General features: G+C 40.7%; 18 protein-coding genes. 9 read left to right on the top strand and 9 right to left on the bottom strand.

Going from position 1 to position 19,202, the window contains the following annotated elements; translation table 11 throughout:
- Positions 1-7: 7 nt before the first annotated feature.
- From pspC to pspA, 3 genes are all read right to left on the bottom strand, one after another.
- Positions 8-409, bottom strand: a complete 402-nt coding sequence (gene pspC / locus H5232_RS05490) for an envelope stress response membrane protein PspC (RefSeq protein ID WP_145241438.1) — start codon at positions 407-409, stop codon at positions 8-10.
- Positions 406-639: an envelope stress response membrane protein PspB gene (gene pspB / locus H5232_RS05485; protein ID WP_145241440.1), complete on the bottom strand. Its 234-nt coding sequence runs from the start codon at positions 637-639 to the stop codon at positions 406-408. The genes pspC and pspB overlap by 4 nt, the downstream gene beginning before the upstream one ends.
- A gap of 67 nt (positions 640-706) precedes the next feature.
- A complete protein-coding gene (gene pspA, locus H5232_RS05480) occupies positions 707-1,366 on the bottom strand; it encodes a phage shock protein PspA (protein ID WP_145241442.1) in 660 nt (219 codons plus the stop codon).
- Positions 1,367-1,553: 187 nt separating this feature from the next.
- Here pspA and pspF point away from each other — a divergent pair, with 187 nt between their 5' ends.
- The 9 genes from pspF to H5232_RS05435 all read left to right on the top strand — a co-directional run bounded on the left by pspF (position 1,554) and on the right by H5232_RS05435 (position 10,168).
- Positions 1,554-2,612, top strand: coding sequence for a phage shock protein operon transcriptional activator (gene pspF, locus H5232_RS05475; protein ID WP_145241444.1), 1,059 nt, complete (start codon positions 1,554-1,556; stop codon positions 2,610-2,612).
- Positions 2,613-2,630: 18 nt separating this feature from the next.
- Positions 2,631-4,238: an ABC transporter substrate-binding protein gene (locus H5232_RS05470; protein WP_145241446.1), complete on the top strand. Its 1,608-nt coding sequence runs from the start codon at positions 2,631-2,633 to the stop codon at positions 4,236-4,238.
- Positions 4,238-5,272: an ABC transporter permease subunit gene (locus tag H5232_RS05465; RefSeq protein ID WP_145241448.1), complete on the top strand. Its 1,035-nt coding sequence runs from the start codon at positions 4,238-4,240 to the stop codon at positions 5,270-5,272. The genes H5232_RS05470 and H5232_RS05465 overlap by 1 nt, the downstream gene beginning before the upstream one ends.
- A complete protein-coding gene (locus H5232_RS05460; RefSeq protein WP_145241450.1) occupies positions 5,259-6,152 on the top strand; it encodes an ABC transporter permease subunit in 894 nt (297 codons plus the stop codon). Before H5232_RS05465 ends, H5232_RS05460 begins: the two co-directional genes overlap by 14 nt.
- Positions 6,153-7,145, top strand: coding sequence for an oligopeptide/dipeptide ABC transporter ATP-binding protein (locus tag H5232_RS05455; RefSeq protein ID WP_149980751.1), 993 nt, complete (start codon positions 6,153-6,155; stop codon positions 7,143-7,145).
- Positions 7,145-7,906, top strand: coding sequence for an ATP-binding cassette domain-containing protein (locus H5232_RS05450; protein ID WP_182830623.1), 762 nt, complete (start codon positions 7,145-7,147; stop codon positions 7,904-7,906). The genes H5232_RS05455 and H5232_RS05450 overlap by 1 nt, the downstream gene beginning before the upstream one ends.
- Positions 7,907-8,244: 338 nt before the next feature.
- Positions 8,245-9,306, top strand: a complete 1,062-nt coding sequence (locus H5232_RS05445) for a hypothetical protein (protein WP_182830622.1) — start codon at positions 8,245-8,247, stop codon at positions 9,304-9,306.
- A 353-nt stretch (positions 9,307-9,659) separates the two neighbouring features.
- Positions 9,660-9,911, top strand: a complete 252-nt coding sequence (locus H5232_RS05440; RefSeq protein WP_182830621.1) for a type II toxin-antitoxin system Phd/YefM family antitoxin — start codon at positions 9,660-9,662, stop codon at positions 9,909-9,911.
- Complete coding sequence (locus H5232_RS05435) at positions 9,908-10,168, top strand: Txe/YoeB family addiction module toxin (RefSeq protein WP_182830620.1); 261 nt, start codon at positions 9,908-9,910, stop codon at positions 10,166-10,168. Before H5232_RS05440 ends, H5232_RS05435 begins: the two co-directional genes overlap by 4 nt.
- Positions 10,169-10,315: 147 nt before the next feature.
- Here H5232_RS05435 and ppiD read toward each other — a convergent pair whose 3' ends face one another.
- The 6 genes from ppiD to tig all read right to left on the bottom strand — a co-directional run bounded on the left by ppiD (position 10,316) and on the right by tig (position 18,896).
- Entirely contained in the window at positions 10,316-12,220 is a 1,905-nt protein-coding gene (ppiD, locus tag H5232_RS05430; protein ID WP_182830619.1) for a peptidylprolyl isomerase, read from the bottom strand.
- Between the two features lie 170 nt (positions 12,221-12,390).
- Entirely contained in the window at positions 12,391-12,693 is a 303-nt protein-coding gene (locus H5232_RS05425) for an HU family DNA-binding protein (protein WP_301562686.1), read from the bottom strand.
- Positions 12,694-12,878: 185 nt separating this feature from the next.
- Positions 12,879-15,239, bottom strand: a complete 2,361-nt coding sequence (gene lon / locus H5232_RS05420) for an endopeptidase La (protein ID WP_145241462.1) — start codon at positions 15,237-15,239, stop codon at positions 12,879-12,881.
- 150 nt (positions 15,240-15,389) lie between these two features.
- Positions 15,390-16,673: an ATP-dependent protease ATP-binding subunit ClpX gene (clpX, locus tag H5232_RS05415; RefSeq protein WP_064668126.1), complete on the bottom strand. Its 1,284-nt coding sequence runs from the start codon at positions 16,671-16,673 to the stop codon at positions 15,390-15,392.
- A 134-nt stretch (positions 16,674-16,807) separates the two neighbouring features.
- The gene (gene clpP, locus H5232_RS05410) at positions 16,808-17,425 is read right to left on the bottom strand and encodes an ATP-dependent Clp endopeptidase proteolytic subunit ClpP (RefSeq protein ID WP_064668127.1); all 618 of its coding nucleotides are present in this window, start codon (positions 17,423-17,425) and stop codon (positions 16,808-16,810) included.
- A gap of 166 nt (positions 17,426-17,591) precedes the next feature.
- On the bottom strand, positions 17,592-18,896 hold the full coding sequence (gene tig, locus H5232_RS05405) for a trigger factor (protein ID WP_149980757.1): 1,305 nt from the start codon (positions 18,894-18,896) through the stop codon (positions 17,592-17,594).
- Positions 18,897-19,202 lie beyond the last annotated feature (306 nt).

Below are 19,202 nucleotides of genomic sequence, written 5' to 3'. Positions count from 1 at the left end.
AAGTCCTTTACAGCTTATTGATTTCACGGCTAACCGTAAACTCGGTTGAAGTAACATAACGTTCCATATCTTGTAAACGTATATCAACACGTCCCAAACGGTCTTTTAAATCTTGTAAAGCACGACGTGGTGGCTCACCTTTTTGCCATACTTTAAATTTTACTTCAAGAGGATCTTCGTGTTTTGCCGCATCAGTTTTGCTTTGTGCATTGGCAGGTTTTTTATCTAAAATAAACCACGCTGCGATGTAAGCCACAACAAACAACGGGCCACCAGCTAATAACACTGCCGTTACTACGATAATACGTACTAACCACAATTCCATATTGAAATAATCACTGAGCCCTGCACATACACCGGCTATTTTACCACGTGCTGGATCTCTTAGCAGTTCACGTTTAGCACTCATACCTTACGCCTCCACTGTGGGGCCTCTTGATCAAGTAGTGCTTCTAAAGTTTCTACTCGGTCAGCCATTTTATCTGCTTTTTGAGCAAGCTCAAGTAACTGGCGGTGTTCGTGTTCGCTCAAGCCTTGGCTTACTTGCTTTTTACTTCGGTAATGTAAAATTAACCAAAGGGGTGCTACCACAACCATAAAAATGATAATTGGAGCAACAAACACTTCTGCATCAAACATAACCCTCTCCTACACATCCATTAATTTATCAAGCATAGGGGGATGACTCCCCCTTTATTTATTATCTTTATTTATCAGCAAGCTTCTTTTTAAGTGCAGCTAATTCATCATCGATTTTTTCGTTTTGCTGTAACTCAGCAATTTCATCAGCCAATGACTTTTTACCTAAGTCGTACGATTCTACTTGTGATTCTAGTCCATCAATCTTAGTTTCGTAGCGCTCAAAGCGATTTAATGCATCTTCAACTTTAGAGCTGTCTAATGCTTTTTTCACCTCTAGGCGTGACTCAGCTGAGCGTTGACGTAAAATAATCGCTTTTTGACGTGCTTTTGCATCCGCTAACTTGTCTTGTAGCGTACTTACTTCCTGTTGCAGCTTATCAATGTGAGATTCTATGTGACTGAGTTCATCTTCAACAGCAGCAACCGCTTGTGCTGACTTTTGCTTTTCAAGCAATGCAGCACGGGCTAGATCATCACGGTCTTTGCTCAATGCCAGCTCGGCTTTATCTTGCCATTGAGCGACTTGCTCTTTTAATGTATCGACACGACGTACTAATTCTTTTTTCTCTGCTAATGTTTTCGCAGAGGTTGAACGTACTTCAACTAATGTGTCTTCCATCTCTTGGATGATCAGACGTACCATTTTTTCAGGATCTTCTGCTTTATCTAAAATGGCATTGATATTAGAATTAACAATATCTGCAAAACGCGAAAAAATTCCCATAACATTTACCTCTGTAGTGTTTAACTTAATTGGTCTGCTGTTACTGTTACAATATGCTTGCCAACTTTATAAAACATAAAATACAGTAATATTTTCATAATGTTAAACTAAAAATACAAATTCCTTTAGTTCTCCCTAATTATGAAATACACTAACTGTTAGTAAAAATGACTAAGAGTTAGGGAATATGAGCCAATTTCGCCAACAAGATAATTTACTCGGCCAATCAGACAGCTTTTTAGCGGTACTTGATCAAGTTTCACAGCTGGCAAGTTTAGATAAACCAGTACTGATTATTGGTGAACGTGGCACAGGTAAAGAACTGATCGCCGCCCGTTTACACTTTTTATCAAAGCGCTGGGAGCAAAGCTACATTAAGCTCAACTGCGCGGCACTTAACGAAAACTTGCTTGAAAGCGAATTGTTTGGCCATGAAAGTGGTGCCTTTACCGGCGCAAGTAAACGCCACGAAGGACGGTTTGAACGTGCCAATGCCGGTACGCTATTTTTAGACGAACTAGCAAATACCTCTGCCATGGTGCAAGAAAAACTATTACGGGTAATTGAATACGGTGAATTTGAGCGAGTCGGTGGCAAACAAACCGTCAAGGTCGATACTCGCTTAGTCTGCGCAACCAATGAAGACCTTCCTTATTTAGCCGAGCAAGGTGAATTTAGAAGCGATTTACTCGACAGGCTCGCATTTGATGTAATCACTTTACCGCCACTGCGCGAACGTCAGGAAGACATCATGTTACTCGCTGAGCAATTTGCGATGAATATGGCCCGTGATTTGGACTGGCAACTATTCAGTGGTTTCACCCGCAGTGCTGTGGAAATACTGCAAGGGCATGATTGGCCAGGTAATATACGTGAACTTAAAAATGTCGTGGAACGAAGCTTATATCGCCATGGCAGTGAACATATTCCCGTTCACCAGATTATTTTAGACCCATTTGAAAGCCGCTTTAGACCTAAGCAACGAATTAAAAAACTCCCCACTAAAGCCGTAGAAGCAGCTCCTGTTGCAGTTGTAGCCAATGAACCGATAGTTGCAACAAGTACCCCGCAATTTCAGTTTCCATGTAGCTTAAAAGACCTCTCAAATGAATTTGAAATTGATTTAATAAAAAAAGCGCTTGAATATAGTCAATTTAATCAAAAGAAAACTGCAGAAGTACTTGGTTTAACGTATCATCAACTACGAGGCTATTTGAAAAAATACAACTTGTTAGATCAACAATAATAGTCAGAGGCTAAACGAGTGTATAAATTATTACTTGGTATCTTAACGGTATGCCTAACGGGTTGCTTAGATACCAAAGAAAAAACACTAGAAGAAAAGAATCAGGGCTTAGTTTATTGCGCTGAGGCTAACCCTGTGTCGTTCAATCCCCAAGTGACGACCACAGGTTCGACGATCGATATTATTGCAAATCAATTGTATGACCGTTTGATCAGTATCGATCCCGTGACCGCTGAATTTAAAAGTGAACTGGCCACTGACTGGAAAATAAGTAAAGACGGCAAGTCAGTTACCTTTACCTTGCGCAAAGGAGTGAAGTTTCATACTACTGCATACTTTACCCCAAGCAGAGAGTTTAACGCTGATGATGTAATCTTTACCTTTAGCCGTTTATTCGATGTGTATAATCCTTATCACTTTGTTGGGGATGCCAATTACCCTTATTTTCAAAGTGTCGGCATCGACCAGCTAATTCGGCAAATTGTTCGCGTGTCCGACTACCAAGTGCGCTTTGAATTATTTAATGCCGAAAGCAGTTTTTTAGCCAATATGGCAACTGATTTTGCAGTGGTTTTGTCTCGCGAATATGCCATGCAATTAAAACAGCGCGACCAAGTTAATCTTTTTGATCAATACCCTGTTGGTACTGGCCCCTATGTTTATAAAGAGTATCGCCGCGATCATTTAGTCCGCTATTATCGTAATCCTGACTATTGGAAACACCATGTAGTGCTGGAGCAGTTGGTTTACGACATCACCCCAAATGGCACCACCCGAATTGCAAAAATGCTCACTAAAGAGTGCGATGTAACCGCACACCCAAGTAGCGCACAATTAAGTATTTTAGCCCAACGCGATGACATTAACGTACAAAAAGAAACCAATCTTAATGTAGGTTATTGGGCGTTTAATACCGAGCGCCCACCATTTGACGATTTAAGAGTACGCCAAGCACTGGCCCATGCCATTGACGTTGAAAAAATCATGCAAGCAGTTTATTACGGCAACGGTATTCGTGCGCAATCGTTATTACCGCCAACATCATGGGCATATCAACCACAAGCTAAACTACCCGGATTTAACCCTGATCTAGCTAAAAAACTGTTGATTGAGGCTGGCCTTCCTAATGGCTTTGATATGACCATTTGGGCTATGCCAGTGAGCCGAATTTATAATCCTAACGCACGTAAAATGGCCGAGCTAATGCAAAGCGATTTACGAAAAATTGGTGTAAACGTCAGTATCGTTGAGTATGAGTGGAACACCTTTATTCAACGAATAGGTGAACACCGCCATGACAGCGTGTTATTAGGTTGGGCTGCAGATACACCGGATCCAGATAACTTTTTTAGCCCGCTACTCAGTTGCACCGCGGCATTTAGTGGTAAAAACCCTGCGAATTGGTGTGATCCTGAGTTTGACTTACTCTTGACACAAGCGCTTGATACCACCGATTTAGCCAAACGAAAAGCCTATTATCAACAAGCACAAGCGATGATAGTGCGTGAACTACCTTTATTACCACTTGCCCACGGTATGCGTTTTCAAGCAAGTAGTGCCGATGTAGAAGGTATTCCACTTGGCCCATTTGGCGCAATTTCCTTAGCCAACGCGAGGAAAAAATAATGGTGTTAAATTATATTTTACGCCGTTTAGGCTTACTGTTATTTATGATGTTTACCTTGAGTGTATTTACATTTTCACTCAGTTATTTATTTCCCGGCGATCCGCTTAGTAATTTAAGTGGTATCAGTAATACCAGTTTTTCACAAACCAGTGAACTACAAGAAAAATATCACTTTAACGATAATTATTTAATGCAATATTTTGCTTTTATTGCGCGTATTGTGCAAGGCGACTGGGGCGTGTCGTTCGCTTCGGGCGACAGCGTATTTACTCATATTATCGAGCTATTCCCAGCCACGTTAGAGCTGAGTATTTATGCGTTAATTATTTCTGTTGTGGTTGGCGTTCCGGCAGGTATCTTGGCGGCGGCCTATCATCGGCGCTGGCCAGATAAACTGGTTAACTCCACAACGTTAGTAGGCTACTCAATGCCGGTATTTTGGTTAGCTTTGCTGCTGATCATGGTGTTCTCATTACAACTAGGTTGGTTCCCGATGTCAGGGCGAATGGGCTTACTGTACGAGATCCCCTCCCAAACTGGCTTTATTTTGATTGATATTGTATTAGCAGACTTTCCTTATTCTGGTCTGGCTATGCTTGATGCTCTGCATCATTTAACCCTGCCGACCATTGTTCTGGCAATGTACCCAACCACTGTATTAGTGCGCTTTACACGAGAGTCAATGTTGCATGTGCTTGAGCAAAGTTTTATTAAAACTGCCCGAGCCAAAGGCTTAAACCGTGCCCAATTAATTATGCATCATGCCTTACGTAATGCCTTATTACCGGTTATAAAACAAATTGGTTTGCAGTTTAGTACCTTGATCACTCTGGCGATGATCACCGAGGTGATTTTTTCATGGCCAGGTGTTGGCCGTTGGTTAATTGATAGTATTTATCAACGAGACTACCCTGCTATTCAAGGTGGCTTATTAGCGGTATCGATGTTTGTAATTCTGGCGACTATTATTGCAGAATTAACCTATACCTTGTTCGACCCGCTGTCACGGAATCAAGCGCATGGCAAAGTTTAATTTATTTTCAGAAGAGTCAAACAAATCGCCATTAGCGCGATTTTGGCGCAAATTTAAATCCAATCACCCTGCCTTAGTGGGGTTATGGATTTTTATCGCCTTTGCTATTTTAGCTGCGGCTGCACCACTGATTGCACCATATGGGGTAAACCAGCAACACAGTGATGCGTTACTTATTCCTCCATCGTGGCATGAAATGGGCGATGTACGTTTTATACTCGGTACTGACGACTTAGGTCGCGATGTACTCTCACGGCTTATGAATGGCGCAACTTATACCTTTGGCTTATCAGTCATTGCTGCGCTGATCACCACCATCATAGGTGTGTTAGTAGGCACATTTGCCGGCATTAGCCGAGGTATTCGCTCAAGCTTTTTAAATCATCTACTTGATATAACCTTATCAATACCGTCTTTATTATTAGCGATTATTATTATTGCGATATTAGGCCCAGGCCTGATGAATACCGTGTGGGCAATTATTTTAGCGCTATTACCGCAATTTATTCACTCGGTGCGTAACCTCATCGTCACTGAGCTTAATAAAGATTACATTACTGCATTTAAACTTGATGGCGCATCGAATTGGCATATTCTCTCCAGAGGGATTTTTCCAAATATTTATGAGCATATTGTGGTTATTTTTACTATGGCATTATCAACCGCTATTTTAGATATTTCCGCTTTGGGCTTTTTAAAACTAGGGGCGCAACCACCAACCACAGAGTGGGGTGCAATTTTAGCTGAAAACCTGGGTTTAATTTATTTAGCACCTTGGACCGTTGGCTTGCCTGGGGTATTACTCTTTTTAGCCGTGCTGTCGACCAACTTAGTGGGCGACGGGCTACGCCAAGTGCTCAAAGCACGTAAGGCTGACTAAATGCAATTACTTGATATACGAAATCTGACCATAGAGCTGCGCACCTCTGATACTGTTATTCGCGCCGTAGATAGAGTGAACTTGAGCCTCAAAGAAGGTGAAGTACATGCATTAGTGGGCGAATCTGGCTCAGGTAAAAGCTTAATTGCTAAAGCCATTGTGGGTGTATTAAATAAACGCTGGCACATTACAGCCGACCGAATGCATTGGCGTGGCGTAGATTTAATGCGTCTATCAAACGAACAACGACGTAAAATTGTTGGTAGTGACATCGCAATGATTTATCAAGATCCCAGTCGCTGTCTTGATCCAACCGCAAAAATATTTGAGCAAATAGCCGAAACGCTCCCAGAAATAGCAAACTCCGGGTTTTTCTTAAAGCGTAACCGCGAACGTAAAGACCGAGTAAAAGCGTTGATCCATAAAGTGGGCATTAAAGATCACGAAAAAGTACTATCGAGCTACCCTCACGAGCTCTCAGAAGGCGTATGTCAAAAGGTCATGATTGCTATGGCCATTGCTCGTACACCTAAGTTACTGATTGCCGATGAACCAACCACCGCGCTGGAAAGTACCACCCGCGCGCAAGTATTTCGGTTGTTAAAAAGTTTAAATCAGCTTAAAAACATGTCAATTTTAATGATCTCTCATGAACTTGAAGAAATCATTAATTGGTCTCATTGCATGCATGTACTTTACTGCGGGCAAATGGTTGAAGCAGGTCCAACCCAGCGTATTTTTGCCCAGCCTCGCCACCCTTATACACAAGCATTATTAAAAAGCTTACCGGATTATGAGCAAGGGCTTGCCCATAAAGAACCTTTTTATGCACTAAAAGGTACAATCCCAACCTTACAGCATTTGCCTATAGGCTGTCGTCTTGGTCCTCGCTGTCCGCAGGCACAAAAAGCCTGTGTAGTAACTCCGCCTTTAACTAAACAACATGGCCATAGTTATGCGTGTCATTTCCCTCTCATTAAGGTGATGAAATAATGCAACCTCTGTTAAAAGTGCAAGCCTTGTCAAAAAGCTTTAACCTGCGTGCTGGGTTATTTTCACGTAAGCGTTTTGAGGTATTAAAAAACATCTCGTTTTGTTTAGAGCAAGGTGAAACACTGGCTATTATTGGCGAAACTGGCTCAGGTAAAAGTACCCTAGCAAAATTACTCGCTGGAGCAGACAGCGCAGATACTGGGCAAATCCTACTCGATGGCAACATCATCGAAAACAAAGGCGTTCGCGATCAGCAATGCCGCCATATTCGGATGATTTTCCAAGACTCCGAAGCCTCGCTAAACCCAGGTTTAACGATCGGCGATATGCTCGACGATTGCCTGCAATATAATACTTCTTTGGATAAAGTAACTCGCGCTGAAAAAATCACCGCAACACTGTCTAAAGTAGGTTTATTAAACGACCATCAGTATTACTACCCACATATGTTCAGTGGCGGTCAGCTGCAACGTGTCGCTCTAGCACGTGCATTAATACTCGACCCTAAGGTTGTAGTACTTGATGAAGCATTATCATCTCTGGACCCTTCTGTACGCGCACAAACTGTCAATCTGCTACTCAAGCTACAACAGGACACAGGTCTCAGTTATATCTTGATCACTCACCACTTAAGTTTAGTACGCCACATCAGCGATCAACTTGTAGTACTCGATCACGGTGAAATCGTTGAATACGGTAGAACGGAAGATATATTCCAAAAGCCCCAATCAAAAGTCACCCAGAAATTGTTGAGTTGTTGAATATAGCTACGAGGTGCTAGGCGAAAGGTTCTAGGAAAAGCCAGAGCAGCCCGGAGTTTTAACAAGGTTGGGTAGAAAGCAACGAAACCCAACGTTTATTGTTCGAGTTGATAAGAAATTTAAAGCAATATGCGGTCAGTCATGAACTGTGATTCATGAAGTCAATATATGGGGAAAGTGCATTTATTTTTCCATTTGATAATAAATAGACTGAAAGTATATAAGTAGCAAACCGTTACATAATTTGTTATTAGTATGTAATGTAAATAAGAGGACACGCCTTTTGTGTAAAAGAGGAAAGTGCCCTCTGATTAAATTGTATCCCAAAGGGGTAAATTTTGAATTTGAAATTTATTGAAAAAGAAAACTCCTTAATTTTGCTAGAAAATGACACAGAGCTTCTTGTTATACCTGAGCAAAGTTATCACAAAGATCTATTGAGGTTTTATTGTGAGGATATAGATTTTGATCTCACAACGAAAATCATTGAAAAAAAAGTAGATGAAATACCATCAGGTCTTCAATACTTGTCTGAGTTCGAATCAGATGAGTTCTCTAATGTAAATTGGATTGATTTCAAATGTGATGGTAATTCTGTAGAGCTTATACTCCATGTTACCTTTAATTGGGAAGATTGGAATCAGCCTATAACAATCCAAGAGTTTTTGGAATGCTATAAAGATGAAATTAGGCGCTCTGGTTTTAATTCTCAAATAACAAAGGATGAAGGCTGGGCGTCTCTAAATATAACCTTAGTTGTTAGCCAAGGAGAAATTATAAAGCAAATAGAGCCACTCATTATAATAGCTAAAGAAACCTACCAGTCTTTACTAATAAAACTTATTAAAAACAAATCAAAAGACTTGTTTGTAAAAGTTTTTGAATTCCCCAAAGAGTATGAATCTATTTGCTCACAATATTTAATCTGGTTTGGTGAATTTCTACGAAACCTTGGGATAGATGCAAGTGTTTCAACAGAAAATAAAAACGGTCAAACATCTATAATTGTATCTCCTGAAGATGCAAGTGAATTAACAAGTAAAATTGAAATGCTGTTTTATCAATACATTTCTTTGCCATACTCAGAGTATTTGCCTGCATTAGATACAAAAATATCTACAGAGGATAAATTTAAAGTTCAAATGCTTACAAATCAGATTGAGAGCTTTAAAACACAAATTCAAATGAAGGATGCTATCATTGAAATGAAGGAGCTTTCTATCATGAATTTAAAAGAGAGTTATGATAAAAAGAGTTCGGAGTTGATGCTGATTCAAAGCATGAGGAATTCAGATGATATTGAAATACTAGACGGCTCTCTTAGTTTAGGAGAAATTAAATGGGGAGCGCTGAAGCTTCATCCTAAAAAATTATTAGATAAGATTAAAGGTAAGGTATAACAAGGCAATGGTTCTAGATTTTCAAAGTTCCGCCTTCGCCTCCACATTTAAAATCCGCACATTGTGGCTTTGCCAAAATTCAGAATACATCGAAGAAATAAAAACACTCGATAATGCAGTACCTAGATCCAGACTGACAGGGTGTTTTTTCCTTGGGTTTCGTTTCACTCTACCCAACCTACGCGTAGCAGCGCGAGGTAAACTCGAGCCTACAACACCACACTCCCTTAGCACCTAATTACCTAGCACCTTCAACCTTTAACCTATCTCCTGTGTCTTAATTTAAAGTGACTTATTATTTGTGTATAGGTTATAATGTACAAATTAACGTACATGAACATTTTGGAGTTGTTATGGATGCTATTAGTTATACTGCTGCTCGTGCTAATTTAGCGAGTACCATGGCGCAGGTGTGCGATGATCATGCGCCGATTATTATTACCCGTAAAAGTGAAAGCCCAGTGGTTATGATGTCGTTAGAAGATTATAACGCCATGCAAGAAACCACTTACCTACTTAGATCCCCGGCCAATGTCCGCAAGCTTTTGGAGTCAATTGCCGAACTTGAGCAAGGTAAAGGCACACAAAGAGAGTTGCTTGAGTGAAATTGACCTTCTCTACCCATGCGTGGCAAGAATACCTTTATTGGCAAGGCCATGATAAAAAAATACTAAAACGTATAAATTTACTGATTAAAGATATTCAACGCAGTCCACATGAAGGACTCGGAAAGCCTGAGCCATTCAAGCATGGTTTATCAGGTTATTGGTCTCGACGGATAAATGATGAGCACAGAATAGTATACAAGTACCAAGACGATACGCTTTTAATCGCACAACTGAGATACCACTACGGCACTTAAAACTTATACATAATTGCGCGGGGTAAACTCGAGCCTACAAGCCACTCACCTAGTACCTTTTAACTTTAACCTAGCACCTTTAACCTTTATATTCTACCCACAAAAAAAGCGCCATTAGGCGCTTTTTTAGGTTTGCTTAATTAACTATTACTCTGTGGCGGCTTGCGCTTTAGGTAAGTTTAATTCTGCATTTGCTTTTAAAGCTTCAATGAATACCATGTAGTTTTTGTTAACTTGGGTCATAGTAATATTTTGCTTAAGCTGTGCGTCAATTTCGTCTTCAACAGTAGCGTTAGTCACTGTTTTAAGTGCTACGATTGCCGCGTCACCGTTGTTTAGGTCAACTTTTTCAACTACTGGTGTGTCAGTTGGGTGTGCCATTTTAAAGGCATGTTGAACGATTGCAGGCGAAACAGTGTAAGCTTGACGGGTTAGTGCCGCTTCTTGACGAAGTTCTAAGCTTTGCTCAGTTACTAGGTCATTTAAGCTCTTGCCAGCTTCAATTTCAGCATATAGTGTTGTTGCTTTTTCTTTCGCAAGCTCTGAAGCTTTTTCACTAACTAAACGTGCTTTAATTTGCTCTGATACATCAGCAAGTGCTTTTGTTGCAGCTGGTACATGCTCTTTAACACGCACTAACACAACATGCTCATCGCCCACTTCGATAACCTCAGAGTTCATTTTATCTTCAAGCACATCTGGTGAGAAGATTGCAGCTAATACCGCTGGTGTATTAAGCGGCGCAGGTAGAGAATTACGGTCAACTAATGCTGTTGTTTGTACTTCAACACCGGCAACTTCTGCAGCATCAACCAAGGTATCTGAAATTTCAAATGCAATAGCGCCCATTTCTGTTTGCTTTTCATAGAATGCATTTACTTTTTCAGTACGCTCAAGCTCAGCACGTAAATCAGCTTTAACAGTGTCATACGCTTTTACTTGTTGGCTCTGAATATCAGTTAACTGAATAATATGGTAACCAAACTCAGATTGTACAACGTCTGAAAAATCCCCTTTATTTGCTAATGCGAATGCCGCATCTTCAAAAGCAGGATCCATCATGTCACGTTCTATCCAATCTAAGTCACCACCCATTTCAGCACTAACGGTATCATCAGATGATGATTCTGCTAATGCCGCAAAGTCACCGCCTTGTTGTAATTGTGCTAACAAGTCTTCTGCTTTGGCTTTTGCTGCATCATCATCTTCACTGTTATCAATTAAGATATGCGATACACGGCGTTTTTCAGGTTCGACGTATTGTGCTTTGTTTTGATCATAATATGCTTTAACGTCTGCTTCGCTAACATGAGTTTCAAGTGTTAAGTTAGCTGCATTTAAATCAATGTAGTTTACTGATACTTGCTCTGGCGCTAAAAACTGCGACATATTTAGATCATAGTAATCGGCAATTTCTTGCTCTGTTACTGTCACGTTTTGCTGTAAAGACTCTTTGCTGATCACGACATAGTCAATATTGCGCGTTTGCTGTTGTAGCGCAACGGCATTAGTCAGTTCGCTATTTAGAGCAAAATCGGTACCTGCAACCGCTGAAATTAGCTGGCTACGAGTCATTTCTTCACGTAAATATTCACGAAATGCGTCAGGTTGAAAGTTCATTTGACGGATAACTTGTAAGTAACGATCGTTGTTAAATTGCCCACCAATTTGGAAGTATGGCAATTCTAAAATCGCTTTACGAACACTGTCGTCACTAACACGTAAGCCAAGTTCGGCCGCTAGTTGAGTTTGCAATTCTTGTTGTACTAGACGGTCAACGACGCCTTGACGAATTTGTGCCATGTAATTTGGATCAGCAGCAATTTGTGCAAAGTATTCGCCAAATTGTTGCTCTAAACGTGCACGTTCATTTTGGAACGCACGGCTAAACTCGGTTTGGCTAATTTTAACTCCATTTACTTCAGCTACGGGCTGCTCTGTGGTTTGACCTAAGTAACCACCGATCCCTGCTAAGGCAAAAGATAAAATCACCGCGCCTAAAATAATTTTAGCTACCGGTCCTTGTGAACCTTCTCTGATTTTCTCAAGCATTTATTTATCTCTATTCTATTCGAGGCAGAAATCGCCTTGCTTATGTAAAAAAAGCGTATCTTACCAGATACGCTTTTTTACTTGAAGCAGTTGGCGAGAAAGAACGTTAATTAAGCTGTAAAAGCGATTAACTTCTTACACTACCAAACTAACTCACTAAAGAGCAGTGATTAGCTGTTACATGCATCTTTAAGCGCTTTACCTGCTTTAAAAGCTGGGATAGTCGCTGCAGCGATTTGAATTGTTTCGCCAGTTTGTGGGTTACGGCCTGAACGTGCAGCACGTTCACGTACTGAGAAAGTACCGAAACCAACTAATGCTACTGAGTCGCCATCTTTAAGAGCGCCAGAAACAGCCTCGATGAATGAATCAAGTGCACGACCCGCAGCCGCTTTAGAAATGTCAGCATCAGCTGCGATTTGATCGATTAATTGAGATTTATTCACAATATCATCCTCTTTCATTGTTATTATCAAGAGCGATTGTTTTTTAAACTAACATCACTATTTTGAAAATTTTAGAGCAAACTTTTTCATGCTCATACGATTGTAATTTTTCTTCAGCCTAGGCCACATAAGGCCTCGGCTTGAAAACCAGTGCTTAACTTATCATACCATCTAGATTTGAAAAGCCCTTTAAAGCACTTTTTTTCGCTTTTTTACTGGTTTTTTGATGTTTCGACTGAAAAACTCTCAACTGGGTGTACTAAAGCCAGTTTTAAAACCTCATCAATCCACGTAACTGGGTGAATATCAAGTCCTGCCAATACATTGTCAGGGATCTCTTTTAAGTCACGTTCGTTAATTTTTGGAATAATGACCGTTTTAATTCCACCACGATGAGCGGCTAATAGTTTCTCTTTTAAGCCACCAATTGGTAATACTTCACCACGTAAGGTGATTTCACCCGTCATCGCCACATCAGCACGTACCGGGTTACCTGTAAGACTTGATACCAAACCTGTTACCATCGCGGCGCCAGCACTTGGTCCATCTTTTGGAGTTGCCCCCTCAGGTACGTGAACATGAATATCACGTTTTTCGTAAAAATCACTGTTGATACGAAATGCATCAGCGCGATTACGTACAACTGTCATAGCTGCTTGAATCGACTCTTGCATTACATCGCCTAGTGACCCGGTGTAGCTTAGTTTACCTTTGCCTGGTACTGCGGCACATTCGATGGTCAGCAAATCACCGCCCACTTCAGTCCACGCTAAACCTGTAACTTGGCCAATGCGATCGCCGTCTTCAGCTTTACCATAATCATAGCGCTGCACACCTAAGAAATCTTCAAGGTTGTCAGCATTAATAGTGACTGTTTTAGTGCCTTTTTCAAGCAAGATATTCTTCACCGCTTTACGGCATAACTTAGATATTTCGCGTTCTAAGTTACGTACGCCCGCTTCACGGGTGTAATAACGAATAATGCCGATGATTGCACTGTCTTCGATGATTAATTCGCCATCTTTTAAGCCATTGCGCTTAACTTGTTTAACAATTAAATGCTCTTTGGCAATATTCAGCTTTTCATCTTCGGTATAACCCGATAACCGGATCACTTCCATCCGATCCAATAACGGACCAGGAATGTTAAAGCTGTTTGATGTAGCAACAAACATTACGTCAGATAAGTCATAATCGACTTCTAAGTAATGATCCGCAAAATGGCTATTTTGCTCAGGATCAAGTACTTCTAGCAGTGCCGATGCAGGATCGCCACGCATATCAGATGACATTTTATCGATTTCATCTAACAAGAATAATGGATTTTTAACGCCCACTTTACTCATGTTTTGAATCAACTTACCTGGCATTGAACCTATGTAAGTACGACGGTGACCACGAATTTCTGCTTCATCACGAACACCACCTAGTGCCATACGAATATACTTACGCCCTGTCGAGCGAGCAATCGATTGACCTAATGACGTTTTACCAACACCTGGTGGACCCACAAGGCACAAAATTGGTCCTTTGAGTTTATTGGTACGCTGTTGCACGGCGAGATATTCAATGATGCGTTCTTTGACTTTATCAAGACCATGATGGTCGCTGTCTAAAATCTTTTGTGCGCCCGCTAAGTCTTTTTTCACTTTCGAACGTTTTTTCCATGGCACATTAATTAATGTGTCTATGTATGAACGTACAACCGTGGCTTCTGCCGACATAGGCGACATCATTTTAAGCTTAGCAAGTTCAGAGTTCGCTTTTTCTTGTGCGTCATTGCTCATACCTGATTCTTCAATGCGCTTTTTCAGTGCTTCGAATTCATCTGGTACGTCGTCAAGCTCGCCTAATTCTTTTTGAATGGCTTTCATTTGCTCATTGAGGTAATACTCACGTTGCGACTTTTCCATCTGCTTTTTAACGCGGGTACGAATTTTTTTCTCAACTTGCAATAAGTCGATTTCACCTTCCATCAACGCCATTAAATATTCAAGACGTTCTGTAACATTGGTGATTTCGAGTACTTTTTGCTTTTCAGGCACTTTCAGCGGCATGTGCGCTGCCATCGTATCGGCAAGGCGCGGCGCTTCATCAATGCCACTGACCGAGGTTAACACCTCTGGTGGTATTTTTTTATTTAGCTTTACATAGCCTTCAAACTGACTGATGGCACTGCGAATAAATACATCTTGCTCTTGCTCATCGATTTCTTCTGAACCAATAAACTGCGCATTAGCAACAAAAAAGTCTTCATTATCAATAAAGCTTTCTAGTTTTGCTCGCTGTGTGCCTTCAACCAGTACTTTGACTGTGCCATCAGGAAGTTTAAGCAATTGTAATACCGTGGCTATGGTACCAACACGGTAAATATCATCTTGCTCAGGCTCATCTACGGTCGCGTCTTTTTGCGCAACAAGGAAAATTTGTTTGTCTTTATCCATTGCCGCTTCAAGGCATTTTATTGATTTTTCACGGCCTACAAAAAGCGGGATCACCATGTGCGGATATACCACGACATCGCGCAGTGCTAGCACCGGGATTTCGACTCGATCTGTTCTCTCAAGCGTCATTATTTTTCTCTTCGCTCTTCATTTATTTTAAAGATTACTCAAGTATATGGGGATAACCTAAGTAAAGTTCAACAATTTAACGCAACTGGATTAAATAAATTATAAAAAAAGGAGCACTAGGCTCCTTTTTATTATCAAAATGAGTAAATTTTACTCAGACGCTGCTTTATCTTGGCTAGCGCTTTGATAAATCAAAATAGGATCTGATTCACCTTTGATCACGGTTTCGTCAATCACGACTTTGCTGACGTTTTCCATTGAAGGAAGTTCGTACATAGTATCGAGTAACACCGCTTCAACGATTGAACGAAGACCACGGGCACCTGTTTTACGCTCCATCGCTTTATGAGCGATAGCACGCAGTGCGTCATCACGGAATTCAAGTTCAACGTCTTCCATACCAAATAATGCGCCGTACTGTTTCGTTAAGGCGTTTTTAGGCTCATTTAATATTTGCACTAAAGCCGACTCATCGAGTTCAGTTAAGGTTGCCACTACTGGTAGACGACCAATGAACTCAGGGATCAAACCATATTTCACTAAATCTTCTGGCTCAACATCTTTAAATGTATCACTTAAAGAACGACTCGCCGCAGATTCTTTTACGTTTACCCCAAAACCAATACCGGTATTTTTATGACTACGCTGCTCGATCACTTTATCAAGACCAGAGAATGCGCCACCACAGATGAATAAGATTTTAGAGGTGTCTACCTGTAAAAACTCTTGCTGTGGGTGTTTACGTCCGCCTTGTGGTGGCACAGATGCCACAGTACCTTCAATTAGTTTAAGCAGTGCTTGTTGCACGCCCTCACCAGATACATCACGAGTGATCGACGGGTTATCAGATTTACGTGAAATTTTGTCAATCTCATCAATGTAAACAATACCACGTTGCGCTTTTTCTACATCGTAATCACATTTTTGTAGCAACTTTTGAATGATGTTTTCAACATCTTCGCCCACATAACCAGCTTCAGTTAGTGTGGTTGCATCGGCCATTGTAAACGGCACATCTAATAAACGCGCTAACGTTTCAGCTAATAATGTTTTACCACTGCCGGTTGGGCCAATAAGTAAGATATTACTTTTACCTAACTCAATGTCGACCTTGGTGCTTTGATTACGTAATCGTTTGTAGTGGTTATAAACCGCTACTGACAATACTTTTTTAGCGTGATCTTGACCAATAACATAATCATCTAAATGATTACGAATTTCTTTTGGTGCAGGCAGTTTATCAGAGGTATTGTGCTTAGGCGCAATGTCTTTGATCTCTTCCCTGATAATGTCATTACACAGCTCAACACATTCATCACAAATGTATACTGAAGGCCCTGCAATGAGTTTACGAACTTCATGCTGGCTTTTGCCACAAAAAGAGCAGTATAACAATTTATTACTTTTGTCGCCGTCTGTAGGAGTGTCAGACATTCAGCTACCTCATCTTATACGTTGGCTGCCAAACTACTTAGCAGCTATTTTAATACGTTTTACTATACCAAAAATCTTTGGTTTTCACAGTGTAAACGACTTCAGCAAGTAGCGTTAACTACTCGCTGTTATATTTACTTACTTTCGCGATTAGTAAATACCGCATCAACTAAACCATAATCAACGGCTTGAGTTGCGCTCATAAAGTTATCACGGTCTGTATCTTTTGAAATCACATCTAATGGTTGGCCAGTATGCTCTGCCATTAAACGGTTTAATTTGTCTTTAATAGACAGGATTTCTTTAGCGTGTATTTCAAAGTCAGATGCTTGACCTTGGAAACCACCTAATGGTTGGTGAATCATCACGCGTGAATTAGGTAAACAATAACGTTTGCCTTTTGCACCAGCTGTTAATAAGAATGCACCCATGCTAGCCGCTTGACCAACACAAATTGTACTTACATCTGGTTTAATAAAATTCATGGTGTCGTAGATTGCCATACCCGCAGTCACTGAACCACCCGGTGAATTGATATATAAAAAGATATCTTTTTCTGGGTTTTCTGATTCTAAAAATAACATTTGCGCTAAAATTAGATTCGCCATGTTATCTTCAACCTGGCCCGTTAAAAATATGATTCGCTCTTTTAATAGTCTCGAATAAATATCATACGAGCGCTCGCCTTTTGCTGTCTGTTCAACAACCATTGGAACTAATGCATTTAGAGGATCTGTAATACCAGTGTTCATACTTATTTTATTCCTTATGCGCTTATACTTATCCTTATTATAAGAAAAGCATAGTTATCTTTTTGGCAAAATTGAAGGCCACAAACTAAAATGGCTCGGGCACGCTGCATAAAACAGAGTAACACGAGCCATTTAATCGTTAGCGAGGACTTAAGTCAATGACTTATTAAGCACCTTGCTGCGGATTCATGATGTCATCAAATGCTTTTTCAACGTCAGTTACATTTGCTTTAGCTAAAATAGCTTCAACAGCTTGCTCTTCCATTGCTACATTACGCATCTGTTGCATAAGTTGATCATTTGCTTTGTAGTATTCTACAACTTCAGTTGGATCTTCGTATGCAGAAGCCACTGTTGCAATTAACGCTTCAACTTTTGAATCATCAACTTTGATCTCGTTCGCTTTAATTACTTCACCTAATAATAGGCCAGTTTTAACGCGTGTTACAGCTTGCTCGTGGAACAACTCTGCTGGAAGCTCAGGCATGTTTTTAGCATCGCCACCAAAACGTTGTGCAGCTTGTTGACGTAGTGCATCAATTTCTTGATCTACTAGCGCTTTAGGCACATCGATTTCGTTGTTAGCTAAAAGACCTTTAATTGCTTGGTCTTTCACGTTAGCTTTAACCGCTTGGTCAAGTTCACGTGTCATGTTCTTTTTAACTTCTTCTTTAAGAGCGTCAACACCGCCTTCAGTTACACCAAACTTAGTTGCGAATTCTTCGCTAAGTTCAGGTAGCTCTTGCGCTTCAACTTTCTTCACTGTGATAGTGAATTGAGCTGCTTTGCCTTTAAGATTTTCAGCATGGTAATCTTCAGGGAAAGTTACGTCAGAAACAACTTCTTCGCCTGCTTTTTTACCTACGATGTTATCTTCAAAACCTGGGATCATACGACCTTGACCAAGTTCTAATGGGAAGTCTTCAGCTTTTCCGCCTTCGAATACTTCACCGTCGATAGTACCTACGAAATCAACCGTTACACGGTCTTTTTCGCCAGCAGCTACATCAACTTCAGCCCATGATGCATGTTGCTTACGAAGTGTTTCTAGCATGTTTGCTAAATCTTCGTCAGTTACAGTTACAGCTGGTTTTTCTACAGTGATTTTATCTAAACCTTGAACTTCAACTTCAGGGTAAACTTCAAATGTTGCAGAAAATTCTAAATCTTTACCTGCTTCAAGTGCTTTAGGAGCAAATGTTGGTGCGCCAGCAGGGTTAATTTTTTCAGCTACGATAGCTTCATAAAAATTACGTTGCATTACTTCGCCAGCAACTTCCTGACGAACTGCGCCACCGTAACGTTTGTTGATTACAGACGTTGGTACTTTACCAGGACGGAAACCATCAATACGCTGGGTTTTAGACAGTTGTTGTAAGCGTTTTTTTACTTCGGTCTCAACGTTCTCTGCAGGAACGGTGATGGTCAGACGGCGCTCAAGGCCTTGAGTCGTCTCAACAGAAACTTGCATGATATACCTCAATCTTCAATTTTGGCGACTGTTCGCCTTCCTTACAAACACGGTAATCACTATGCGTTTTGGCACGTTTAAAGTCATTAAAGCGACTTATCAACCCCATCTTCACTATAAGATACCAATGCTGCTCTGCCCTTCGGGCACTATGTTAAACAATAGACGCGGCATTATAACCTAATATTTATGATAGTCGAGTCTAGGGGGCAATTATTTGGTCAGATAGCGGATTAAGCAAGCATAGCGGATAAAAAGTAGGCGTTTAAGTTAGCAAGTTAGCAAGTTAGCAAGTTAGCAAGTTAG

This window comes from Pseudoalteromonas sp. SG41-5 (assembly GCF_014164495.1).
Lineage (GTDB): Bacteria > Pseudomonadota > Gammaproteobacteria > Enterobacterales > Alteromonadaceae > Pseudoalteromonas > Pseudoalteromonas rhizosphaerae.
This window is presented reverse-complemented; position numbering and strand designations above follow the sequence as displayed.